This is a genomic window from Salinivibrio sp. MA440, assembly GCF_001996265.1.
GTDB classification, from domain to species: Bacteria; Pseudomonadota; Gammaproteobacteria; order Enterobacterales; family Vibrionaceae; genus Salinivibrio; species Salinivibrio costicola.
The window spans coordinates 20,484-43,561 of sequence record NZ_MUFI01000007.1; the positions used below are offsets into that span (position 1 = coordinate 20,484).

Here is a 23,078-nt window from a genome sequence, read left to right on the forward strand (position 1 = left end):
AATAGTCTCCTTTCTGATCATCAGAATGTGCGCCCGATCGTGAAGGTAAAGAACTCTTCATCGTCGCCAGGCTGGCTAGTTATAGGTTTTGCGATGGAAAACACCAAAGGTGCCATCGGTGACATCCACTGCAGTGCCACACCGTAAGCGGCACTGATATTGGATGGATCTGAGTAGTCTTTTGTACCTGGGGGATAGCCCATATCGACCAGTTCTTGGCGATCAAACTCAGTGTCCCACACAGAGGCGGCATCAATAAAGACGCTGGTACGGATTTGCTCGCGTGCTTCATCTGAAGCAAATGGCGTCGGTACAATCAGCTCAACACTGGCAAGCGCCATGGCGTTACCACCAACCGCATCACTTGAACCGTAAGACCCTTCGGATTGTTCAATGTCCCCGTCCGGCTGCTCAGAGCCATCTGCTTCATAAATAGCTTTAGGGCCTACCGAGTTCGAGCGGAAGCCACGCAGAGATGAGAAGCCACCGGCATAATAGTTTTCATAAAACGGCAGCATATGGTCTTGGCCGTTGGTTTGACCATAGCCGTTACCATACGCGAGACGACCACGCGTTAGGAGCGTAAATTCATGCTCTTGTGTCAGCGGCATATACTGGCGAATATCGTACTGCATTTTAAAATACTGAACGTCGGACCCCGGCACTGTCATGCGATAAGAGGCTCGCTGATAATTACCGGCGGTTGGAAAGTAGCCACGGTTGAGATTATTGCGCGTCCATGAAACAGACATATCAAAATCATCAACTTCGAGTCCACCATTGCTCGTTAAGTGATCATTATGGCGTTCAAGAAACTTATCGATTTGGTAGTATTTACCAATATTTTCAATTTTGTTGTGGGTATACCCTAGCGAGAAATCGACTGAATTCAACTCATCGGTCCAAAAGCCCCACGTCAGGCTTGTCCCGTAACTCTCGTTGGTATACTCCACAATATTGGCATCACGCGCTTCAAACTCGTTGTAAAATACCTTACCACCCAGACTGACACCATCGAGGGTAAAGTAAGGGTCTCGGTACTCCAACGTTAGGTTTTTACGGTAATCATTGACCATGGCATTAATGCCAAAGCGATTACCGGTACCGGCAAAGTTATCTTGCTGCAAACCGAGCTGTAAACTGGCGCCAGACTCGGTACCGTAACCGACACCAAAGTTAATGCTACCGGAGTTGGCTTCTTTGACTTTATAGTTAACATCGACTTGATCGTCCGTTCCCGGCACGCGTTGTGTATCCACTTCCACGTTTTGGAAAAAGCCGGTACGACTCAACCGCTCTTTCCCCCGAGTGACCGCTTTGGAGTTTAGCCAGGTTCCTTCCAGCTGTCGCATTTCGCGGCGTAACACTTCATCTTTAGACGTGGTATTCCCGGAAAAGCGGATATTGCGCACGTAGATACGCTTACCCGGCTCGACATTCACGGTCAGTGAGACTTGTTGATTGTCATCGTCAAAAGTCGGCATGGTATTGACTTTGGGGTAAGCAAAGCCGGTTTCACCAAGATGGCGCTTAATGGCCTCTTCGAGTGCGGTCACCTTATCGCCATTGTAGGTATCACCACGGGTAAAGCTAACCAATGAACGGTAAGTGTCTTCGTTTTGCGGATCGCCACGAAAGTTGACATCAGCAATCTCATACGGCTTGCCTTCATTCACATTCAGAGTGATGTAAACACCCTTTTTATCTGGCGAAATAGCCACCTGGGTCGATTCAACGCGAAACTTTAAATACCCACGATTGAGATAAAAATTACGCAGTTTTTCCAAATCGCCAGCAAGCACCTGCTTTTGATACTTTTCGTTGGCTAAGAAATTCCACCACGGCACATCGGCACGTAAATCGAAGCTATCGCGTAATGCTTCATCACTGAAGACATCGTTCCCCACGAAATTGATCTGCTCAATCTTGGCCGAGACGCCCTCAGTAAATACAAACTTCAAATCCGCGCGATTTCGCGGCAAAGGCGTAACAACGGCTTTTACCGACGCACTGTATTTACCCACACTGTAATAAAAGTCTTCTAAGCCTTTCTCAATATTACTAAGCTTTGTCCGATCAAGCGCCTCACCGACACGCAGCCCAGAAGACGTGAGGTTTTCTTGTAGCTGCTCTTTTTTAATTGCTTTATTGCCTGAGAACGAAATGCTCGCAATAGTAGGACGCTCCACGACTTTAACCAGCAAGGTTTCATCATCGCGATAGACGCGCACATCCTCGAAATTACCCGAGGCAAACAGTGCATTTATCACATCTGCCACATCCTCGTCGTCGACGTTGTCACCCACACGGACCGGCATCGATAGCAATGCAGCCCCTAAGCTGACGCGCTGTAGGCCTTCAAAGCGGATATCGCTTACCTCGAATGTGTCAGCATGCGCCATACTGCTGCTTACTAAAAGAGACGCTATTAATAGTTTTTTCATCGCCATGTGCTATCTGACTTATCCTTGAATACTAACCGTTTAAAGTCGGGCGAAGTCGTTAAACAATGCCACTGCCATCACCATCATCAACACGGCAGCGCCGATACGATACCCAAAGTCCTGTACACGCTCGGAAACCGGTTTTCGTGTCACAGCCTCAATCCCAAAGAACAGCAAATGGCCGCCATCTAATACGGGCAGAGGAAGTAAATTGATAATGCCTAGGTTCACACTGATCAGTGCCATGAACCCTAAAAATGAGATCAATCCGATCTCTGCTGTCATGCCCGCGCCTTTCGCGATCGATATAGGACCACTTAAGTTGTTCACACCCACATCACCGGTGATCAGTTTTTTTATCATATTGACGGTCATGCTGATCACTTGGCCCGTTTTATTGACCGCTTCTGGTATCGCCGCTAACGGCCCATATTGTTGCGTGAAACGGTATGATTCAGGCCATGCTGCCATTTGAGGAGCAATCCCCGCATACCCTGTCATTTGACCTTCAACGTCACGCGCATCCGGGGTGAGTGTCAAATTTTGCGTTTCCCCATCGCGGACGATTGTCAGCGACAAACTTTGATTGGGACTTCGTTTGATCACCGCAACGAGCGCTTGCCATGATGCCAACTCAGTGTCATCCACGGCAACGATCTTATCACCTTGCTCGAGTCCAGCTTGCGCTGCCGCGCTCTGTTCAACCACTTGTGCGACCGACAATGTGATCGCGGGTCGATAAGGCGTGATGCCAAGCGTCGTCAAAGGCGATTGTTTTTCTGGATCAAACTGCCATTGCGTAAGATCTAGGGTGTAATCGCGTTGATAAGTTTGCGCCGGACTCTGTTTCGCAGTGAGGGTCATGCTCTCATCACCAATATGCCCGATCAACGCAAAATTAACCGCTTGCCAATCAGCGGTTTCGACGCCGGAAACTTGGGTTAGTTCCATTCCTGATTCGATTCCGGCTTCAGCAGCAATCGAATTGGGGGATATTTCGCCGATCACAGGTTTGACAGCAGGAACACCGATCATCATCACCAGCCAATACGCAAAGGCGGCAAAGATAAAGTTAGCGATAGGGCCGGCGGCGACAATGGCGCTACGTTGCCATAGGGGTTGGTTGTTAAATGCGCGGTGCTTGTCTGCGTCAGGAACAGCCTCAATACGCTCATCCAACATTTTGACGTAGCCACCGAGCGGGATCGCAGCAATCACGTATTCGGTATTGTCTTTGCCGTACCAGCGCCATAATGCGCGACCAAAACCAATTGAAAAACGCTCAACCTTTACACCACAGCGACGAGCGACCCAAAAGTGACCGTATTCGTGAATTGCAACCAGTATGCCAAGCGCGACAATAAACGCCGCCGCGTTCCAAAGAAAATCGCTCATTTTGTCACCTTAGTAATCTGCTCATTGGCAGCCATGCGAGCTATTCTATCCAGCTCAAATAAGCAATCCAAGCTTGTTGGCGTGGGAAGCGATGATTGGGTCAATACCTGCTCATTGATGCGAGCAATATCCATAAAGCTGATCTTTCCGGCAAGAAACGCGGCGACAGCTTGCTCATTGGCGGCATTGAGCGTGGTGGTTGCTGCTTGCCCCTGCTTACAGGCTGCGATCGCGAGCGAAAGACAAGGATAACGACACGCATCCGGTGCCATAAAAGTAAATTCGCCAATTTGAGTGAAATCAAGAGGCGCTACCGACGCTTGAACGCGATCAGGATATCCCATTGCATGAGCAATCGGCGTACACATATCGGGCGTACCCAATTGCGCGAGCACCGAGCCATCACACATCTGTACCATGGAGTGGATCACTGACTGCGGGTGGATCACCACGTCCAGTTGATGAGGCTGGGCGTTGAATAACCATCGCGCCTCAATGTATTCCAAACCTTTATTCATCATGGTTGCTGAATCGACCGAGATTTTTGGCCCCATCGACCAATTAGGATGTGCGATGGCCTCTTCAACACTGACGGTCGCTAAGCTTTGTGGGTCACGATAGCGAAATGGTCCACCCGAGCCTGTTAGCAAAATTTTATTGACGCCGGCCGATTGCAAATCACAGCGTCCAGGCTGTTGCTGCACGGATTGCGGCAAGCATTGAAAGATCGCATTGTGTTCACTGTCGATGGGCAGCAGCTCAGCGCCGTATTGATAAACAGCATCAATAAAAAACTGCCCAGACATTACCAAGGCTTCTTTATTGGCAAGCAGCACCCGTTTGCCCGCTTTAACCGCCGCCATTGTTGAAGACAGCCCGGCCGCGCCAACAACTGCCGCCATCACCATATCCACTTCAGGTAATGCCGCAAGGTGACATAAACTGTCCTCGCCAGCGAGTACTTCGGTACCGATCCCTCTTTCAAGCAACGCATGACGCAACTGTTGCGCTGACGCGCGATTGGCCATCGCGGCGTAAGCAGGTTGCCAATCGACACATAACGCAATCATTTTCTCGACATTGGTATGTGCAGCCAATGCCGTGACTTCAAACTTTTCAGGGTTGGCTGCAACCACTTTTAAGGTACTGGAGCCAATAGAACCTGTGGCGCCTAATACGGTGATTCTTTGCATGTCGAAGACTCGTTTCACTTAATTCGCAAATGCGAAGTACAACACGGTAAACACTGGGAACGCTGCCGTTAAGCTATCAATGCGATCAAGAATGCCCCCATGACCTGGAAGCAAATTACCACTGTCTTTCACCCCAGCGACGCGTTTAAACATACTCTCCGCTAAGTCACCCAACACGGACGCCAAGGCGGTCACCACAGTGACAGCCAAGAACACGCCAACATTGGCGAAATGGATGTTTAACAGATGCGTCCCTAACCAGGTCACTGCCACTGCCGCAGTGAGCCCACCCAGTAATCCTTCGAGGGTTTTATTCGGGCTGACCGCAGGGGCCATTTTATGTTTACCGAACTTTTTCCCGGCAAAATAGGCACCACTATCTGCGCACCATACGAGGACAAAAACCAGCAGCACTAACTTGGCGCCATAAAAAGAGGAGAACTGGTAGTCTGTTGCACGTAACAGCAAGACACTCCACATAAACGGTAACAGGGTAACGAGACCAAAGAGTAGGCGTAGTAACTTGCTGTGGGTCCAATACGCCCCTGAGCGAGGGTATGAGAGCACTAACACGGTTGCGAATAGCCACCAAGCCGCGCCGGTTGCCGCCAGTGCGAAAGGTGGCAGTGTGACATGCCCAAGCGCCATGGCACTAAAAGGAATACTAAAGAGCGAAAGCGCCAGCGCTGCAGCAGGGATAATAAAGGTAAAAAGACGCGAAGACGCCGAGACAAACTGCGTCCATTCCCAAAGTCCAATTAAAGTGACAGCCGCTATCGCTGCAACAAATGCAGGAAACGGTAAGTAAAAGACTCCAGCGACCACTAACGGGACTAACAAGGCCGCGGTTAAAACACGTTGTTTGAGCAAACTGATTCCTCGTGGTTACTTATCCGTTGTTATCATGGCTTTAATTTGCTCGCCGGTGCAGCCAAAACGTCGTTCACGATTGACATACCAAGCCACGGCATCATACAAACTTTGTTCGTTGAAATCAGGCCAATATTGCTCGGTAAAACATAACTCTGCATAGGCAGCTTGCCATAAAATAAAGTTACTGATGCGGCATTCGCCGCTGGTGCGGATCATTAAATCGACATCCGGTAAATCTGCTAACATTAAATGACGCGCAATATCCTGCTCCCCAATATCATTGGGTTGTAAGTGACCGGCGACAACCTGTTCAGCGACACGACGTGTTGCCTGGGTAATATCCCATTGCCCACCGTAATTCGCCGCAATATTGAGTACCAAACGGTCATTATTTGCCGTTAACGCTTGAGCTTCGGCAATTTTCGTTTGCAAAGAAGGGCTGAATCGAGAGGTGTCACCAATAATGCGTAATTGCACACCATGGCTGTCGAGCCGTTTAGCTTCACGCGATAGCACATTGATAAATAGCTCCATCAATACGCTGACTTCGTCTTCTGGACGACGCCAGTTTTCACTACTAAACGCAAATAAAGTTAGCGCTTTCACACCAAGCTCAGACGCCGCCTTGACGGTCTTACGTACCGCTTTGACGCCCGCTTTATGCCCGAACACACGGGCTTTTCCGCGAGCCTTGGCCCAGCGTCCATTGCCATCCATGATAATGGCGATGTGTTGCGGTAAAGCGGCAGATTCGAGCTGCGCATCAAGAGACTGGGAACTCATGTTTCTCCTTGGCAAATAAAAAGCGCTGTACTGCACGCACAGCGCTTTAGCATTGGCGGTAAAGTCTAATGAGATTTAGACTTCCATCAACTCTTTTTCTTTTGCATCAAGAAGTGCATCAACATTCTTAACCGCTTCATCAGTCAACTTTTGAATGTCATCTTGCGCACGGTGCTCGTCGTCTTCTGAAATTTCTTTGTCTTTTAATAGTGCTTTGAGATCACTATTGGCATCACGACGGATATTACGTACTGCAACACGCGCATTTTCACCTTCAGAACGAACAACTTTCACCATGTCTTTACGGCGATCTTCGGTCAGTGGTGGCAAAGGCACACGGATCACGGTACCTGCTGAGGCTGGGTTCAAGCCTAGATCAGAGGTCATGATCGCCTTTTCAACCGCTTGGGTTACTTGCTTGTCATACACGCTAATCGCCAAGGTACGCGAATCTTCAGCAACAATAGACGCAAGTTGGTTTAAAGGCGTTTGCGCGCCGTAATACTCAACGGTAAGGCCTTCTAGTAAGCTTGGATGTGCACGCCCAGTGCGCAGTTTACCTAACGTGTGCTTAAGCGCTTCTACACTTTTTTCCATACGCGCTTTGGCGTCGTCTTTTATGTCATTAATCACGGGAATATCCTTGCGATTGAATTAATTTGTAAGATTATGCCACCAATATTGGCTTAGCTGTTAGTGATCAAGGTGCCTTCTGCTTCACCCATCACGACACGGCGTAACGCACCTGGCTTATTCATGTTAAATACACGAAGAGGCAGTTTATGGTCGCGTGCAAGTGTAAATGCGGCCAAATCCATCACTTTCAACTCTTTTTCTAACACATCTTGATATGTCAGCGAGTCATAAAGTGTTGCATCTGGGTTTTTGGTTGGATCATCACTGTATACACCGTCGACTTTGGTCGCTTTAATCACCACATCGGATTCAATTTCAATACCGCGTAAACAGGCAGCCGAGTCGGTAGTAAAGAAAGGGTTACCGGTCCCAGCAGAGAAAATCACCACCCGACCATTACGAAGTTGGCTGATGGCTTCCGCCCAGTTATAGCTGTCACATACACCGTTTAGAGGAATCGCTGACATCACTCGTGCGTTCACATAGGCACGATGAAGTGCGTCACGCATCGCCAAACCGTTCATCACGGTGGCTAACATACCCATGTGATCGCCCACAACACGGTTCATTCCCGCCTCAGCAAGACCCGCACCACGGAATAAATTCCCGCCACCGATGACCAATCCTACCTGAACACCCAGCTCGACCAGTTCTTTTATTTCTTGCGCCATACGATCAAGCACGGTGGGATCGATACCGAATCCATCTTTGCCCTGCAGGGCTTCACCGCTCAGTTTAAGTAAAATTCGTTGATATGCAGGCTTAGGATTTGTAGTCATTTCACTACCTTTCTATTAGGCACTAATTAGGGAAGAAGGTTATGGAAGACCGCGGCGAGCACCGCGGTCTGAGTCAGCAAGAATTAGCTTTGTTGTACAGCAGCAACTTCTGCAGCAAAGTCTACTTCTTCTTTCTCGATGCCTTCGCCCACTTCAAAACGGATGAAGTTAGTCACTTCGGCACCTTTTTCTTTCAGCATTTGACCCACAGTTTGTGCTGGATCCATCACGAATGCTTGACCTGTCAGAGAAATTTCACCGGTGAATTTCTTCATACGGCCAACAACCATTTTCTCTGCGATATCAGCTGGCTTGCCTGATTCCATTGCGATATCAACTTGAATTTTCTTCTCTTTTTCAACAACGTCAGCAGGCACATCTTCAGGATTCACGTAGTCAGGCTTAGACGCGGCAATGTGCATAGCAACGTGTTTGATGGTTTCTTCGTCAGCTTTCGCAGCAACAACCACACCGATGCGATCGCCGTGACGGTAAGAACCGACTTTCTCGCCTTCGATGAATGAAACACGGCGGATATCCATGTTTTCACCGATTTTTGCAACAAGCTCAGCACGCTGCTGTTCGAATTTTTCTTTCAGCGCGTCGATTGCTAGGCCTTCAGCCAGTGCTGTTTCTGCCACTTGGTTAGCAAATGCAGCGAAATTCGCGTCTTTAGCAACAAAGTCAGTTTCACAGTTAATTTCAACGATCGCAGCTTTGCCGTCGTTTTCTTTAACTAGGATGACACCTTCAGCAGCAACACGGCCAGCTTTCTTCGCTGCTTTTGCCGCGCCGCTCTTACGCATGTTTTCGATTGCAACTTCGATGTCAGCGTTCGCTTCAACCAGTGCTTTTTTACATTCCATCATGCCAGCGCCAGTGCGCTCGCGCAGTTCTTTAACCAGGGCAGCGGTAACAGTTGCCATTGTTCAATCCTCGATTCGAAACTATTTTGGGTAAAAAACAGGGGCCCGATATCGGCCCCTGCTAACCATACTTAGCTTACAGCATGAAAGATGACACGCTGATGGCTAAGAACGCTCACAAGGAGCTGTCGTCTTACTCAGCGACTTCAACCAGCTCGTCTTCTGCTTGCGTGACGATGTCTTGGCTACGGCCTTCTTTGTAAGCGTCAGACGCTGCGTTCAGGTACAGTTGGATAGCGCGAATTGCGTCATCGTTACCTGGAATTACGTGATCAACGCCGTCAGGGTTAGAGTTAGTATCTACCACTGCAAAGACTGGGATGCCCAGATTATTCGCTTCTTTGATGGCAATGTGCTCGTGATCTGCATCGATAACGAACATTGCATCAGGTAGGCCGTTCATGTTCTTGATACCACCCAGTGATTTGTCGAGTTTTTCCATCTCACGGGTGTACATCAGCGCTTCTTTTTTGGTCAGCTTTTCAAACGTACCGTCACTCGCTTGAGTTTCCAGATCTTTTAGACGTTTGATAGATGTGCGAACGGTTTTCCAGTTGGTCAGCATGCCGCCCAACCAACGGTTACTTACATAAAACTGCTCGCAGTTTTCTGCTGCCGTTTTTACCGCTTCGCTTGCTGCGCGCTTAGTACCAACAAACAGAACTTTACCTTTACGCTCACCGATTTTTGACAGTTCAGCCAATGACTCGTTGAACATTGGTACGGTTTTTTCAAGGTTGATGATGTGCACTTTGTTACGTGAACCAAAAATGAATGGCTTCATTTTTGGGTTCCAGAAACGAGTTTGGTGACCGAAGTGTACACCCGCCTTGAGCATGTCGCGCATTGAAACAGTAGCCATGATAAATTCCTCTCGGGGTTAGGCCTCCACATATCCCATTTACCGACCCGTTAGTGGGCACCCCGGTCAATGTGTCGATATGTGTGTGATTTAAGAATAAAAATGATAATTGAACCCCATCAAACTGAAACCTAGCTCGGCTAGACCTAGCATGGCTAGATTGATCATAATGACGGTTTTCGGCGCGCTTTATATCACAAACACATGGGTAAAATCCAGTTAAATTGCGCGCGCAATCCGCCTAAACCTATACGATGACCGCGCGGAATGCTTCTCTTTCTGTTTCTTCCATGGACATGGCTTGGTACCATATAGTCACTATTAGACAGTTGCTAATCCTGCACCGCTGAGACAAGCGTAGCAGGGCGTCAGTGGCTGTGCTTAATGATACAAAACGTGACTTGAATCATGCTCTCGTTTTAACGTTATCATTGAGCATCCCGAATAAAGAGAGAAAGCAAAATGACAATCCCGATTAAAACAGAAGAAGAAATTGAAAAAATGCGCGTAGCCGGTCGGCTCGCTGCTGACGTGCTCGTGATGCTTGGCGAGCATGTTAAGCCTGGGGTCACCACCCGTGAGCTAGACGACATCGCTCACCAGTATATGACTGACGTACAAGGCACCATTCCTGCCACATTGGACTATCACGGTTTTCCTAAATCCATGTGCACATCAATCAATCATGTCGTTTGTCATGGTATACCTTGTGATGAAGACGTGCTCCAAGAAGGCGACATCGTCAATATTGATGTCACCGTGATCAAAGATGGCTACCATGGCGATACCTCAAAGATGTTTTTAGTCGGGGAAGTGTCTCTCGAAGACAAACGTCTTTGCCGTGTCACGCAAGAAAGCCTGTATCACGCGATCAAAAAGGTAAAACCAGGTGCGACTGTTGGTGATTTAGGAACAGCGATCCAAAAGTTCATCAAGAGCAGCAACACACGCTACTCAATCGTCAAAGAGTACTGTGGGCATGGTATTGGCGCGAGCTTCCATGAAGATCCACAAGTGGTGCACTACAAAAACAACGACCGTACCATTCTTAAACCTGGCATGTGTTTTACTATTGAGCCTATGATTAACGCAGGGAAGTATGGGACCGTACTGGATGAGGACGATGATTGGACGGTCTATACCATCGATGGTAAAAAGTCGGCGCAATGGGAGCACACGCTGCTGGTGACCGACACAGGGGTTGAGGTGTTAACGTTACGAGAGGAAGAAAGTCTCCCACGTTACATCAACCACTAATCTAGAAATAAGAGCCGGTTTCGTTCCGGCTTTTTTTTGCGCAAAGGATCGCCATGACAGACACGGTAATTACGCCACAACATTTGGGGGATGATCAACTCGACCCCATCACGCTAAAGGCACAGTTCCAACAGCTACTTGAACAGCAAAAGCAAGATTTCCTTGCCAATGTTCCCGTTGCCGAGTTGGTTTATCAGCGTACCGATTATATGGATGCCCTTCTGGCTAGGTTATGGCATCACTTTGGTTTTGATCAAAGCCCTCTTGCACTGGTCGCGGTGGGCGGCTATGGCCGGCGTGAATTACACCCTCTGTCTGATATTGATTTACTCCTACTTTGCCAAGCACCGCTAAATGCTTATCAGCAGCAAAGCCTCAGTGATCTACTCACTTTGTTGTGGGACTTGAAATTGGAAGTCGGCCACAGTGTCCGGACTGTCGAAGAGTGTATTGACGTTGGGCTGGATGATCTTACCGTCGCGACTAATTTACAAGAGTCGCGCCTTTTATGTGGCGATTCACAGTTGTTCGAGGCGCTCGAGGCCCGTGTGCACCATGATAGCTTTTGGCCCAGTGAACGCTTTTATCAAGCGAAAGTCGACGAGCAAAAAGCCCGACATCGCCGCTATCATGATACCGCTTATAAACTCGAGCCAGATTTAAAACTCAGCCCTGGCAGCTTACGCGATATTCATACCCTATCTTGGATTGCGCGCCGTCATTTTGGTGCCACCAGCTTAAGAGAAATGAGCGATTTTGGCTTTTTGACTGATGCTGAGTATCGTGAACTTAACGAATGCCAAAACGTGCTGTGGCGGATCCGTTTTGCCCTTCATCTTGAGCTGCGCCGCTACGACAACCGACTGACCTTCGCTCATCAAACCTCAGTGGCTGAACTCCTCGGCTACCGGGGCGACGGTAATCGTGCGGTCGAGACCATGATGAAAGATTTCTTTCGCACCCTCGGACGCGTGGGGGAGCTCAACAAGATGCTGCTGCAAATCTTTGATCAGGTGATCATCGATAATGGTCGGTCTGGAGAAGTCGACGTATTAAGTGATGACTTCCAACGCTGCGGACGGACTATTGAGGCACGCAAACCTGCTTTATTTCAAGCACGCCCTGAGACTATCTTAGATATGATGCTGCATATCGCCGACGACACCTCGATCGAGGCCATCGCCGCCCCCACTTTACGCCAACTGCGTACCGCTCGACGTCGACTTAACCACTTTTTGTGTCAGCAAGACGATGCAAGAGAAAAATTCATGGCACTCATACGCCACCCAAACGCTCTGCATAAAGCGTTTGGACTAATGCACCGCCACGGTGTCATGTCTGCGTACCTCCCACAGTGGAGTCAAATTGTCGGACAAATGCAGTTTGATTTGTTTCATGTCTATACGGTTGATGAACACACGATTCGTTTGCTCAAACATATGCGTTTGTTTGACGATGAAGCTAATCGTGAGCGCCACCCCATTTGTTGCGATGTATTTCCGCGTCTTGCACGAAGAGAGCTGTTGCTGGTTGCGGCTATTTTTCATGATATAGGCAAAGGCCGTGGAGGCGATCACAGTGAAATTGGCGCGATTGAATCCCATGATTTTTGTCTTGACCACGGTTTATCAAAGCCAGAAGCCAACATTGTCAGTTGGCTGGTACGTAACCACTTACTGATGTCTGTCACCGCCCAGCGTCGCGATATTTACGATCCCGATGTCATCACCGACTTTGCCAAAGAGGTCCGCGACGAGGAGCGGCTCGATTTGCTTCTCTGCCTGACCGTGGCAGACATTAATGCCACTAACCCAGACTTGTGGAATAGTTGGAAGCGTACCTTAATTGCTGAGCTTTATTATTCCACTCAAAAAGCCTTACGACGTGGGCTAGAAAACCCACCGGATGTCCGAGAACGGATCCGGCACAACAAACATCTCGCTGCTGCCATGTTACGCAAGCAGGGGCACAGTCCACGAGAAATTGAAGTATTATGGCAACGTTTTAAAGCGGATTATTTTCTTCGCCATACCCACAAGCAAATAGCTTGGCATAGTGAACATCTGCTCCACCACGCCGATGATAAGCCGCTGGTGCTCGTCAGTAAAAAAGCGACCCGTGGCGGCACAGAAATATTCGTTTACTGCCAAGACAGGCCGAGCTTGTTCGCACGCGTCGTTGCCGCCCTAGATAAGAAAAACCTCAGTGTCCATGATGCCCAAGTCATGACCAGCAAAGATGGCCACGCACTCGATACCTTTATGGTGCTCGATCAAAACGACGATGCGATTTCTATCGATCGTCATCCTAGAATTATCGACGGGGTTGGGAAAGCACTCAACGAGACCGGCAAGATCACTATTCCCAAGCGTCGCTCACCGCAAAAGTTACAACATTTTTCGGTGAAAACGCAGGTATTGTTTCTCCCCACCAAAAACGGGCGACGTACACTCATGGAATTAGTCGCGCTCGATACGCCAGGGCTATTGGCACGCGTCGGTGCGGTTTTTGCTCGGCAAAATGTGAGTGTTCACGCGGCTAAAATCACCACCATCGGTGAGCGCGCAGAGGACTTTTTTATCGTCACAGATCTCGACAATCAAGCGCTCACTTCTGAACACCAAGCACAATTGAAAGCGGCGCTCGAGAAAGCCCTCTCGCAAGCCAAATAATACCAGGGAATCGCGCGGGTAAGACGCGCAACCATAACGATGTCTAACCATGAGGTGGCTATGTATCAACAGTTAAAGAATATCGGTGTTGAACACCCTGAAAAAATAGAGCGCTACTCGCTCCGTCAAGAAGCAAGCTACGATACGCTCAAAATCTATTTTAGTAAGCCAAAAGGCGATCTGTTTGCGCGGAGTATGAAATTTAAATATCCGCGGCAGCGTAAAAATGTGGTCGTCGACAGCGGTACAGGTCGCTCAAAAGAAGTAACAGAGATAAACCGGAGCCTCTCTTTGGTCATTGATGAGCTCGACCAGATCGTACAACACGAGCATACCGAGCAAGACGTGAAGCAAAAAGTGCTTACCGACCTACGTCACCTAGAAAAAGTGGTCGCCAGTAAGATTGCAGAAATCGAGGCCGAACTCGAAAAGCTGTAAGGGCGGCATGCGAGTACACCGCCCATAGCAAGGTCTAGTTATCGTATGATGACGCCGGCGCTTCCCAGCCTAACTGTTCAATAACATGCTGCCAGACTGTATCCAAAGGCGCATGAATAAAAACAGTCTTGCCACTAGCTGGGTGCGTTAGCGTCATCTCACTGGCGTGCAATAGCAGCTGATGACAATTAAATTGCTCTCTAAACACACGATTGTGGCGACCGTCTCCATGAGTGGTGTCACCAATGATCGGATGGCTTAAGTGGTGCATATGCCGCCGCAATTGATGCTTTCGTCCAGTATGAGGTTGCATCGCTACCAAGCTATAACGACTGGTCGCATAGCGTCCGGTTGCGATCGGCAGCTCAACTGTCGCCAATGGCTGATAGTCTGTCACCGCCGCTTTTGCTGTCGCCGGTTGGCTGGCGTGTTTATCCGCTATTTTGTCTTGTTCTTCCACCAGCGGGTAATCCAACTGGCCAGCATGGGAAATCCAGCCTCGAACAATGCCATGGTAAGCTTTTTTGACCTGCCCTTCAGCAAACTGCGGCATCATCTTAGAGGCCACTTCACTGGATAACGCAAACACCAAAACGCCCGACGTCGGCTTGTCCAGTCGGTGCAATGGATAGACATGCTGGCCAATTTGATCTCTCAAGGTTTGCATCACAAATCGGGTTTCCCCTTTGTCTAACCAAGAGCGGTGGACCAGCATCCCTGACGGTTTATTTACCACCACTAAATGCTCGTCACGGTATAAAATGTTCAGCAAAGTATCGGTCATTGATCAGAAAACAAGTTATCAATTCGAACAACGACAGCAACCACGTCACTATGGCCTGCCTGCTCTTTCATTGCTTCTTCCACGTACGGTGAGATTTCAAAGTTACGTGGCAAAGCTTGCTCTGTCTTGATAAGCGCTCGCATCTTAGGCACAAAAACCCATTGCAACCATTCGTGGCACGCCAGTGTATCGACAGCAAACGGTTCAGTGCTGGCTAGCCGCTCAGTTGACGGTGGCGTCGTCTGCCATAACGCGTGATCGTTTAGCACTTGCTCTAATTCATCAAGGAGTTGTTCACATTGTTGGCGAAGAGTCATTGACAACCTCATCATTACTCGACCGATAAAGCGCGAAGCATAGCACGAACCGATTCAAGACGACATTAACAAGGCGAGCATTGCAGGGATAAAAACTGATATACTCGCGGCTAATTAAGCGATAACGAAGAGCGGATATCATGCAAACGGTTCACGCCCTCAGCGCCCTATTTGATCAAGCAGGTTGCCAATTCAGTGTCTATGATTTAGGCCGTCGAGTGTGCCGCCTGGAAGAGGCATCTTTTCGTGCCGTCGAGGCCAACCAACAACCTTACCCTTACCCATTACGTCAGCAAGCGCATATGGCCGTGGCTTTTTGGCCACAAGGTGGCACGCCTTGGGTATGGTTTTTAAAAATGCCTTTAGATGAGCGAGGGTTATTAAATCACACCGCAATGGGGGATTTCCTTCAGTATGTCAGCGCGGCGATGGGCGAGAGCCTGACCGCGACGCCAAACAAGGCACAGCGCGAGAAACTGGCCAACAATCCTTATACCTTTACCCCAACTGACGACAAGATGGCGATGTTTCACGCCTCACTGACCTATCAACTGGGTCACCCTGCCAGCCAGTACTATGACCATGCCCAGCATTACCTCAATGGCGAGCTCGGCTGGGATAACTGGCAAGGCGTTGGACTTCAGGGGCTAGCGGATACCTGCGTGCGTATGCAGGAGCAAAATAATGCAACTCGAGTTCGTAAAGCACTGAATAACATACCTAGCACACCACTATATGCGCTGTTAGGTTGTTTGGAGCATTGTGAAATTAACGCGAAATTAGCGGAAAGTTTACGCGAGATGTTTACTCAAATGTGCCAAAACCAAGATGTCGACTTGTTTTTGGTCAGTGCATTGCTTCGTGCTCATGCTGGGGCGCCTTCAGACACCGAGCACCAACTGATAGAAGCGGTGCTTGCAAGACCAGAGCTCCACCACCGAGAAATTTTTGTCGCTATTGCCGGTCGCTGCTGGCGTAGCTTAGCCAATGAATCCGTGCTTGACTGCTTTTTGATTGCCTTGGCAGACCACCAGGATGCAGCATTATTTCAGCAAATCTATACGGATTTGGTCATGTTACCACCGTTACGCGGTGCACTACTGACGCGGCTCCACGGTCATACATCACCCGCCCTAGCGCAGGCCATGGCTCGGATGCAACAGGCCGTGACACAAACATCGCATGATCACTGATCTATTGACCATCTTGCTAGTTGTCGTCATTGCCTTGCTATTTTGGCAACAGCGGCGGCAATCTGAGCAAGCTCACCAGCATATTCGTCAATACTGTCAACGAATGGAGTTGCAATTACTCTCGATCGCGCGCGGTCGCCACACCATGGTCAAAACGAAGGCTGGTTGGCGATGGGTAACGTACTATTGGTTTGAGTTTTCAGCGACGGGTAATGATCACTACACCGGTCAAGCACAGCTTTATGGACTAAGGCTGAAAGCGATTGATACGCCTGTTCATACGATGCCGGGGCAATCCGATTGATCGATGAGAAGATCGTCAATGCAAAGGCCCTCCCTAGTATAAAGACCTTAGGGCAAAGACCTGAGTACAGAGACCTGGGTGCACAAACATAGTCGCGCATCGTGATAAGCTGTACTAGATTATAAATATGATGCGCACGCTGAGGGTGTTTTTGCTAATGCGTGACAGGGAGTCACCGAGTGTCGGCCACCGAGTGTCGGCCAAAGCACTCAAAAAGGAAAGGGCGCAGCTTGCGCCGCGCCCTAAAGTTTTACTTGCAGCTATCCTGCTACGAAAAGGTGCTCCCTGCATCATTCCTTGATCAGTCGCCGATTCCTTCAGCGTCGTTCCATGTCTCTCCGTCTTGGAGGTGTCCTTTCGTCATCCTGACAAACCGAAATTCCGATTTTCGATAAGCTCTCCATCCTGGAGGTGTCCATGACTTCGTCCTGAAGTGATCCTTAAGCCCCCATCCTGGGTTGTCCTAAATCTTCCTGACGTACAAGCTTCCTGCTTGCAGCGAACGGCTCCGTCCGTTGTCCTTTTTGCAATCCTTGCCAGCGCTTCTTCCTGAAGTACTGCCTCATCCTGAGGTACCAAGTCCTTGGTGATTCCTGTTCCCTGTGTCAGTTCCCTTCCGACACCCATAAGATTACGCGAATAGACGCTTGGTACAAGTCACTGTCACGTGCTTAATCTCTCATTTTTTAGTCCGAACTAGTTACAATCCAGTAAGTCACTGTTTTAAATTAAAAATAAACTATCGTCAGGTCGTTTGTCTTGATACGATTCTGCTTTTATCCCACGCGCGTGTAAGAGATATCGCACACAGAAAAGGGATAATTGTCTCGACAAGGTAGGATTGAGTCATCAACGGTGGGGAAAGGTCTACGCTTTTTATTCTTGCTATAGTCAATATAGACCCATACCAACAGGATAGGAGAGACAATGGAAACGTTCCAGCATGATTTGCAACATCTGTTTGAGCAACTCGGGTTAGACAGCGATCACACAGCGATTGAGCACTTCTTATCCAGCCACTGTCTGGTGGACGGACAAACGCTGGTGGAGGCTCCTTTTTGGAACGCGGCGCAGCGGGCATTGATTGAGCAAGCCGTAAAAGAGGATGCCGACTGGGCTGAGCAAGTTGATATGCTTGATGCATTACTGAGAAAGCCCTAATCTTGCCGCTGACTTTAAACCAAGGAGATGAAATGAGCTATCAAGCAGCATTAGAGCGAGCGTTAAAAGCGCTCGCCGCAAAAGGACAAAGCGCGACAGTGGCAAAGATAAAAGCTCAACTTGATACACAAGTCCCATTGCCGCTGATCATTCAGGCCGTCAAAAGTGCCAAAAAAAATCAGTCCCTGCCTGCCATGTCAGCCCCCGAGATCACCCTGTCTGATGCTGAGCGGATCGATCAACTTGAGCAACACATTATACAGCTAAGTGAGCGTTTGGCCCGGTTAGAAGCAACGTTGAACAATCAGTAATACAACAATCAAGCAATCAAGCAATCAAGCAATCAAGTTAGTTTAAAGTCCCAAGACAGGTTTGAGACCAAACGGCAAGCCTCACACTTAAATAAGAAAATATCGTGCAGTGGCGTATCTAATCGCCACGCTGCGCCGCATTTCGGACAAGGGCGTGTTAACTCACTGTCCTTGTCTTTGCCACCGACGCGATATTGATAGTAATAAGTCGGGATCCCCGTTAGGTATTCAATCCGACCGCGCAAATCCCATCCCCGTTGAAATAGCCGAGTATGGGGGCTTTGTATCTCGTTAAGCCCAGCAAATTCGGCATCACTGGCGCCCGCCATTTGTAGTTCATCACAGGCCTGCCATTCCGTTTGCCATTTGACGACCGACTTATGGTCACCATTAAAGGTGGCTGGTAAACGGTATAAAGGGATAGGTAGCAACGTATCCCCGCAGCGCAGCGGTGAGCACGTGTGCACAAAGGTTGTGTACAACACTTGCCAACTTGGTGACGCATTAGGCGCCGCTTGCTCCGAATTGAGATCGCGCCCCAAAAGGCGTACTTTTGGCTGGGTCAAACACGCATCAGCCAATTGTTGCAACGCGCGTTTGACTTGAGGACTATGATACTTAGGTTGTAACGCATCTTCATCTGGACACACCACACGGAGCTGAAATTGCCCGTCTTGCATGAGAATAGGAAATTCGCGTCCAAGCACCTGACCGTTATATCGCAGCGCGTCCATTAAACCATTAAGCTTACGATCGACGGCATCTACTGTGGTGTTATCGAAACACTCAAACGTCAGCTCTGTCAGGATCATATAGCATCAACCTCCAACGCCGTCACAAACGCTTCGGCATCTTTGGCTATCACGTCGCGAGTGCCAGTATTCAATCCTTCTTTCACCACTTCGCCGCTCATATTATCAATTGAAATGATCGTCATTTCGTCATCCGTGGTGGCAATGAAAACAGTCGGGGTCAATTTACGCTGACGTTGCATCATTAAATGCCCCAAAATATTTTCTTGTAAGCGTGCGAGATCGTCATCGCTCCAAACTTGCACCAAACAGATCGACTCCCCCGCAAACCGAACCGGTAAATCGGCGCAATAGAAGCCATTATAAAAATCTTTTATATCACTGTGTAAACGCAGCGATATTCCCTTCTCAACATTGGTAAAGTCCGCGGCGGTTTCACGCTTAACTGGCTGCCACTGTACTTGATGCGCATTGTCACTGACCATACAAGGCGATGAGAGCCCGATATACTCATCCGAGCACGGTAAACTCTGATATTGATGCTGCCATGCGGTAACATAATTCTGTGCTAGCGCCCAAAGGGCGCGATGTAATGTGTTCTCCATTCGCAACCTATAGCAAGATTCAGTAAACTTTACCCATTCTACTTGAATCAATAGCAGATCCGTATGAGCAATTATCAAGATGCCGATGCCCTAGCCAAACTATCGCTAGGTCAACACACTGATTACCCAACTGAATATGATCCGTCACAGCTGCGTGCGGTCCCGCGCGAATTAAACCGCCAAGCTATCGGCCTCGATCAGGCGTCGCTTCCTTTCACTGGCTATGATACCTGGACGCTCTATGAACTATCCTGGTTAAACAAGAACGGTTTACCTCAAGTTGCGATCGGCGAGGTACGATTACCCGCATCCAGCCCAAACCTAGTGGAATCGAAATCGTTCAAGTTATACCTCAATAGTTTTAACCAAACCCGATTCGATAGCTGGCAGCAAGTGGCGAATGCACTACAAACCGACCTTTCCGCTTGTGCCGGTGAAGCTGTGGACGTCACCTTATCGCCCCTCAGTGAACTAGAAGGGGAAGTGATTGCGGGACTATCAGGCGAGTGCTTGGATCATCAAGATATCAGTATTGATGACTATCGTTTCCAACCTGAATGGCTAGAAGACGCCGCGCAAGGTGCCATTGTGTCCGAAACCCTTCATAGTCATTTGCTCAAATCTAATTGCTTAATCACTCACCAGCCCGATTGGGGCTCAGTGAGAATTGCTTATAAGGGCAAGAAAATAAACCGCGAGAAATTGCTTCGTTACCTGGTTTCATTCCGCGAGCATAACGAATTTCACGAGCAGTGCGTTGAGCGCATTTTTATGGATATTATGCGCTTTTGTCAGCCTGAAAAATTGACCGTCTATGCCCGCTATACTCGCCGCGGCGGTTTAGACATAAACCCCTATCGTACCAATATGGGCAAAACCCCGAGTGAAAATAACCGGTTAGCACGACAATAACAAAACGGGGCTGCTTATCGGCAGCCTTTCTTTCATTTTTATACATAGAGGATGGCGCATGCGCATCAGCCCACTACTTGTAGGCCTGCTTTTTTGGTTGACGTCGATGGCGGCGTTCGCTTCTATCCACTCCTCGCCCGTTTTGACCGATGCCGAAAAATTATTGGATACATCCCCTATCCAATCCTTAGAAATCAGCAACCGATTCCTGGCCCAACGACGATTAACGACAGGGGCTAATCGTTCACACGTCAACAATGACACCGATCGATCGATTCGGACGCCGTTGCACACGGTTTATGCGTATTTAATTAGCGCCCGTGCTTATGCTCATTTGGAGCAGCCACTTGAGTCCAAAGCCGCGCTCCAAAAAGCGTATCAGGTCGTTGAAGAGTACGATTTAAAACACACTCACGTGCAAGTCGTTCTGACTGAAGCGACGCTTATTTGGCACTTAGACCATGATGAACAAGGCGCACTGGCAAAGTTAGATGCAGTACAAACGGCGATGAGTGCCTTGCCGGAAAATAGTCTCAATGGGCCAGAGCTTCGCTTTCGTAGTGCCTTACTACGCGCCAACATACTGGCTGAAACATCAGATAACGAATCGGCATTAGTGGCGTATGAAAATGCACGCAGCCAGCTGAGTAATGATCCACAAGATCTTCGCGACAAAGTCGAGTTTCAACTCTCATTTGGACGTTTTTTACTGGCACAAGAACAGCACGAAAGTGCCTTAACTGAACTGCTAAGCGCTTTTTGGATCGCCAGTGAAAATGAATATACCGCATTGATCGCGAACGCCAATATGGAACTTGCTCGACTTTATTTTCAACAAGGTGTACTCGAGCAAGCACTCGAGCATGCGAATCAAGCCGCGGCATTTTTCGAACACTTCTCACTCAGCCGACGACTCTCAGCGTCTCAGCGCTTATTAGCTAGCTTATACGAGCAACAATCTCGGTATAATTTTGCACTCGTGCATTATTTTAATGCGCTCGAAGTTGAGCAGTCTCTTGGCCGAACTCAACCGCTCGCCGATATACACTTAGCCATCGCCCGCACCTACTTTGAGCTAAAACACTTTCCTCTCAGTGATCGCTATATTCAGGATGCATTGCGACTCGTGGGGAGTTTGCCAAACTCGCCACTGACAACTCAGGCCATGCTGTTACAAGGGCGAATACATTTAGCGCTTGAGCAACCCAAACAAGCAGAAAAGGAAATCAAGACCGCGCTTGAGCGCGCCGAGGCTGAAAACGATATCACCACCATGACCCACGCCTATCAGGCATTATCAAACGCTTTCGAGGCGCAGGAACGATATCAAGTTGCGCTCGCTATGCAGCGAGAATATGAGCAATTACGAGCAACACAGGCTCAATCAAAGCAACAGCAACAAGCAGATACCTTTAAGCAACAGCAGCGTGTGGTTGAACGCCAGTTACAAATGGATGAATTACAGCGTCAGCTCGATACGGCGCATCAAGAGCAGTTGCACCTACAAAAAGTCAATTACTTTCTGTTGGGCAGCCTGGGTGTCCTAATTGCCATTGTCTATCTACGCCACCGCGCCGCAGTGTTACGCCAAACCGAACTCGAGCAGTTACGTGATGACTTCTACACTCATCCTCGCACTGGGCTGAGAAACTTACGTATGCTTAATGCCAAATTGCCGCGTTCGCTTGAAAAAAGTAATGCCAATTTTGAGCAATGGTACCTCAACGACATGATTCACCAACCGCTCAGTGATCGGCTACGCTTCGCCATGTTCGACGTGGTTTTTCTCAAAGAATTGTTTTTGTTGCATGGTTACCAACGTGCTCAAGACATAGAACGCCAGCTCGGTGAGTATCTGTCTGAACGTGTGACACAATCTGGGCGTCTGTACCATTTTGCTGACACCCTGTTTATCTATATAGAGACAAACTGGGACGAAAACACCAAACCTGAAGCACTCGCACAATTTGTACAAACATTGATAGAGGATTTTGTCACCCAATACCAAAATACCGTCCACGAAGCGCCCGCTAAGGACGCTACTGTCGACACATCAGACCAATTACTTGATGACCACACATCCATTGATGCTGCTCCTCAACATCTAGCGCGTTTAACGCCACACGTCGCCATTGGCTTAGCAGAGTATCCCTTTTTGCCACGCGCATATACCTCGATCAACGATCAGGAGCTGATAGAGATCTTGCTCACCGCCACACATCAAGCAAGCGCACTGGCTCAACAAAGTGAAGAAAGTCATTGGGTCCACTTTAGTGCGATTAATACGGCGCCGGCGGCGAGTTTCGTCAATACCAACCTTCGCCAAGCCTGTTTAAAAGGGATTGAGTCTGGGCTAGTAAAGGTTAAAACATCATCAAATGGCCTCATGGACTGGCAGAAGGATCACGAATCTGATAAAAAGCGAACATCTTTTATTGATGACGATAGCAATAAGTCGGTATAGCTAACGTCCATGGGTGG

Annotated in this window: 22 protein-coding genes; 9 read left to right on the forward strand and 13 right to left on the reverse strand. The window is 48.7% G+C overall.

Features of this window, described 5'->3' with window-relative positions; translation table 11 throughout:
- Positions 1-20: 20 nt before the first annotated feature.
- From bamA to rpsB, 9 genes are all read right to left on the reverse strand, one after another.
- Positions 21-2,450 carry an outer membrane protein assembly factor BamA gene (bamA, locus tag BZG80_RS03320; protein WP_077678743.1) on the reverse strand — a complete coding sequence of 810 codons (2,430 nt, stop codon included), beginning with the start codon at positions 2,448-2,450 and terminating at the stop codon, positions 21-23.
- 33 nt (positions 2,451-2,483) lie between these two features.
- Positions 2,484-3,839: a sigma E protease regulator RseP gene (rseP, locus tag BZG80_RS03325; RefSeq protein WP_021021997.1), complete on the reverse strand. Its 1,356-nt coding sequence runs from the start codon at positions 3,837-3,839 to the stop codon at positions 2,484-2,486.
- Positions 3,836-5,032 carry a 1-deoxy-D-xylulose-5-phosphate reductoisomerase gene (ispC, locus tag BZG80_RS03330; protein ID WP_077678744.1) on the reverse strand — a complete coding sequence of 399 codons (1,197 nt, stop codon included), beginning with the start codon at positions 5,030-5,032 and terminating at the stop codon, positions 3,836-3,838. Before ispC ends, rseP begins: the two co-directional genes overlap by 4 nt.
- A gap of 18 nt (positions 5,033-5,050) precedes the next feature.
- Positions 5,051-5,902, reverse strand: a complete 852-nt coding sequence (locus tag BZG80_RS03335; RefSeq protein WP_021021999.1) for a phosphatidate cytidylyltransferase — start codon at positions 5,900-5,902, stop codon at positions 5,051-5,053.
- 15 nt (positions 5,903-5,917) lie between these two features.
- Positions 5,918-6,688: an isoprenyl transferase gene (locus BZG80_RS03340; RefSeq protein WP_021022000.1), complete on the reverse strand. Its 771-nt coding sequence runs from the start codon at positions 6,686-6,688 to the stop codon at positions 5,918-5,920.
- A gap of 75 nt (positions 6,689-6,763) precedes the next feature.
- On the reverse strand, positions 6,764-7,321 hold the full coding sequence (gene frr, locus BZG80_RS03345; protein WP_021022001.1) for a ribosome recycling factor: 558 nt from the start codon (positions 7,319-7,321) through the stop codon (positions 6,764-6,766).
- A gap of 53 nt (positions 7,322-7,374) precedes the next feature.
- Positions 7,375-8,103, reverse strand: coding sequence for a UMP kinase (gene pyrH / locus BZG80_RS03350; protein WP_021022002.1), 729 nt, complete (start codon positions 8,101-8,103; stop codon positions 7,375-7,377).
- A gap of 83 nt (positions 8,104-8,186) precedes the next feature.
- Positions 8,187-9,029 carry a translation elongation factor Ts gene (gene tsf, locus BZG80_RS03355; RefSeq protein WP_021022003.1) on the reverse strand — a complete coding sequence of 281 codons (843 nt, stop codon included), beginning with the start codon at positions 9,027-9,029 and terminating at the stop codon, positions 8,187-8,189.
- Between the two features lie 133 nt (positions 9,030-9,162).
- Entirely contained in the window at positions 9,163-9,891 is a 729-nt protein-coding gene (rpsB, locus tag BZG80_RS03360; RefSeq protein WP_021022004.1) for a 30S ribosomal protein S2, read from the reverse strand.
- Positions 9,892-10,353: 462 nt separating this feature from the next.
- Between rpsB and map the strand changes: the two genes are divergently transcribed.
- Genes map through BZG80_RS03375 form a run of 3 tightly spaced genes read left to right on the forward strand, consistent with a single transcriptional unit; the run spans position 10,354 to position 14,258 of the window.
- A complete protein-coding gene (gene map / locus BZG80_RS03365) occupies positions 10,354-11,148 on the forward strand; it encodes a type I methionyl aminopeptidase (protein WP_021022005.1) in 795 nt (264 codons plus the stop codon).
- A gap of 53 nt (positions 11,149-11,201) precedes the next feature.
- Entirely contained in the window at positions 11,202-13,820 is a 2,619-nt protein-coding gene (glnD, locus tag BZG80_RS03370; RefSeq protein WP_077576823.1) for a bifunctional uridylyltransferase/uridylyl-removing protein GlnD, read from the forward strand.
- A 60-nt stretch (positions 13,821-13,880) separates the two neighbouring features.
- Positions 13,881-14,258: a DUF3461 family protein gene (locus tag BZG80_RS03375; protein ID WP_021022007.1), complete on the forward strand. Its 378-nt coding sequence runs from the start codon at positions 13,881-13,883 to the stop codon at positions 14,256-14,258.
- A gap of 34 nt (positions 14,259-14,292) precedes the next feature.
- On the opposite strand, the gene truC is transcribed toward BZG80_RS03375, so the two are convergent.
- Together truC and BZG80_RS03385 are read right to left on the reverse strand one after the other, a co-directional pair.
- Positions 14,293-15,030: a tRNA pseudouridine(65) synthase TruC gene (gene truC, locus BZG80_RS03380; RefSeq protein WP_175993541.1), complete on the reverse strand. Its 738-nt coding sequence runs from the start codon at positions 15,028-15,030 to the stop codon at positions 14,293-14,295.
- 8 nt (positions 15,031-15,038) lie between these two features.
- Entirely contained in the window at positions 15,039-15,359 is a 321-nt protein-coding gene (locus BZG80_RS03385; RefSeq protein ID WP_077576821.1) for a YqcC family protein, read from the reverse strand.
- A gap of 140 nt (positions 15,360-15,499) precedes the next feature.
- On the opposite strand from BZG80_RS03385, the gene BZG80_RS03390 reads away from it, so the two are divergent.
- The 4 genes from BZG80_RS03390 (at position 15,500) to BZG80_RS03410 (ending at position 18,328) form a co-directional block, all read left to right on the forward strand.
- Positions 15,500-16,552, forward strand: a complete 1,053-nt coding sequence (locus BZG80_RS03390; protein ID WP_077678745.1) for a DUF3549 family protein — start codon at positions 15,500-15,502, stop codon at positions 16,550-16,552.
- Positions 16,542-16,856: a DUF3301 domain-containing protein gene (locus BZG80_RS03395; RefSeq protein ID WP_021022011.1), complete on the forward strand. Its 315-nt coding sequence runs from the start codon at positions 16,542-16,544 to the stop codon at positions 16,854-16,856. The genes BZG80_RS03390 and BZG80_RS03395 overlap by 11 nt, the downstream gene beginning before the upstream one ends.
- Before the next feature lie 927 nt (positions 16,857-17,783).
- Entirely contained in the window at positions 17,784-18,017 is a 234-nt protein-coding gene (locus BZG80_RS03405) for a DUF2789 family protein (RefSeq protein ID WP_077459738.1), read from the forward strand.
- Positions 18,018-18,049: 32 nt separating this feature from the next.
- Positions 18,050-18,328: a hypothetical protein gene (locus tag BZG80_RS03410; RefSeq protein ID WP_077678746.1), complete on the forward strand. Its 279-nt coding sequence runs from the start codon at positions 18,050-18,052 to the stop codon at positions 18,326-18,328.
- 32 nt (positions 18,329-18,360) lie between these two features.
- Here the strand turns inward: BZG80_RS03410 and BZG80_RS03415 are convergent, their stop codons facing one another.
- Positions 18,361-19,140 (reverse strand): Zn-ribbon-containing protein, encoded by a 780-nt coding sequence (locus BZG80_RS03415; RefSeq protein ID WP_077459739.1) that lies wholly within the window; start codon positions 19,138-19,140, stop codon positions 18,361-18,363.
- Positions 19,137-19,685 carry a SecY-interacting protein gene (gene syd, locus BZG80_RS03420; protein WP_021022016.1) on the reverse strand — a complete coding sequence of 183 codons (549 nt, stop codon included), beginning with the start codon at positions 19,683-19,685 and terminating at the stop codon, positions 19,137-19,139. The genes BZG80_RS03415 and syd overlap by 4 nt, the downstream gene beginning before the upstream one ends.
- Positions 19,686-19,748: 63 nt before the next feature.
- Here syd and queF point away from each other — a divergent pair, with 63 nt between their 5' ends.
- Both queF and BZG80_RS03430 read left to right on the forward strand, forming a co-directional pair.
- On the forward strand, positions 19,749-20,597 hold the full coding sequence (queF, locus tag BZG80_RS03425) for an NADPH-dependent 7-cyano-7-deazaguanine reductase QueF (protein ID WP_021022017.1): 849 nt from the start codon (positions 19,749-19,751) through the stop codon (positions 20,595-20,597).
- Positions 20,598-20,655: 58 nt separating this feature from the next.
- Positions 20,656-23,061: a hypothetical protein gene (locus BZG80_RS03430; protein ID WP_077678747.1), complete on the forward strand. Its 2,406-nt coding sequence runs from the start codon at positions 20,656-20,658 to the stop codon at positions 23,059-23,061.
- Positions 23,062-23,078 lie beyond the last annotated feature (17 nt).

Bases quoted from the DNA above. Each gene is read 5' to 3' on its own strand.
- tsf (WP_021022003.1), bottom strand. From the start codon at position 9,029: ATGGCAACTGTTACCGCTGCCCTGGTTAAAGAACTGCGCGAGCGCACT.
- BZG80_RS03415 (WP_077459739.1), bottom strand. From the start codon at position 19,140: ATGATCCTGACAGAGCTGACGTTTGAGTGTTTCGATAACACCACAGTA.
- BZG80_RS03385 (WP_077576821.1), bottom strand. From the start codon at position 15,359: ATGACTCTTCGCCAACAATGTGAACAACTCCTTGATGAATTAGAGCAA.
- bamA (WP_077678743.1), bottom strand. From the start codon at position 2,450: ATGGCGATGAAAAAACTATTAATAGCGTCTCTTTTAGTAAGCAGCAGT.
- BZG80_RS03390 (WP_077678745.1), top strand. From the start codon at position 15,500: ATGCAAACGGTTCACGCCCTCAGCGCCCTATTTGATCAAGCAGGTTGC.
- BZG80_RS03340 (WP_021022000.1), bottom strand. From the start codon at position 6,688: ATGAGTTCCCAGTCTCTTGATGCGCAGCTCGAATCTGCCGCTTTACCG.
- BZG80_RS03430 (WP_077678747.1), top strand. From the start codon at position 20,656: ATGCGCATCAGCCCACTACTTGTAGGCCTGCTTTTTTGGTTGACGTCG.
- BZG80_RS03375 (WP_021022007.1), top strand. From the start codon at position 13,881: ATGTATCAACAGTTAAAGAATATCGGTGTTGAACACCCTGAAAAAATA.
- glnD (WP_077576823.1), top strand. From the start codon at position 11,202: ATGACAGACACGGTAATTACGCCACAACATTTGGGGGATGATCAACTC.
- BZG80_RS03410 (WP_077678746.1), top strand. From the start codon at position 18,050: ATGAGCTATCAAGCAGCATTAGAGCGAGCGTTAAAAGCGCTCGCCGCA.
- ispC (WP_077678744.1), bottom strand. From the start codon at position 5,032: ATGCAAAGAATCACCGTATTAGGCGCCACAGGTTCTATTGGCTCCAGT.
- rseP (WP_021021997.1), bottom strand. From the start codon at position 3,839: ATGAGCGATTTTCTTTGGAACGCGGCGGCGTTTATTGTCGCGCTTGGC.
- map (WP_021022005.1), top strand. From the start codon at position 10,354: ATGACAATCCCGATTAAAACAGAAGAAGAAATTGAAAAAATGCGCGTA.
- queF (WP_021022017.1), top strand. From the start codon at position 19,749: ATGAGCAATTATCAAGATGCCGATGCCCTAGCCAAACTATCGCTAGGT.
- syd (WP_021022016.1), bottom strand. From the start codon at position 19,685: ATGGAGAACACATTACATCGCGCCCTTTGGGCGCTAGCACAGAATTAT.
- rpsB (WP_021022004.1), bottom strand. From the start codon at position 9,891: ATGGCTACTGTTTCAATGCGCGACATGCTCAAGGCGGGTGTACACTTC.
- BZG80_RS03395 (WP_021022011.1), top strand. From the start codon at position 16,542: ATGATCACTGATCTATTGACCATCTTGCTAGTTGTCGTCATTGCCTTG.
- BZG80_RS03405 (WP_077459738.1), top strand. From the start codon at position 17,784: ATGGAAACGTTCCAGCATGATTTGCAACATCTGTTTGAGCAACTCGGG.
- pyrH (WP_021022002.1), bottom strand. From the start codon at position 8,103: ATGACTACAAATCCTAAGCCTGCATATCAACGAATTTTACTTAAACTG.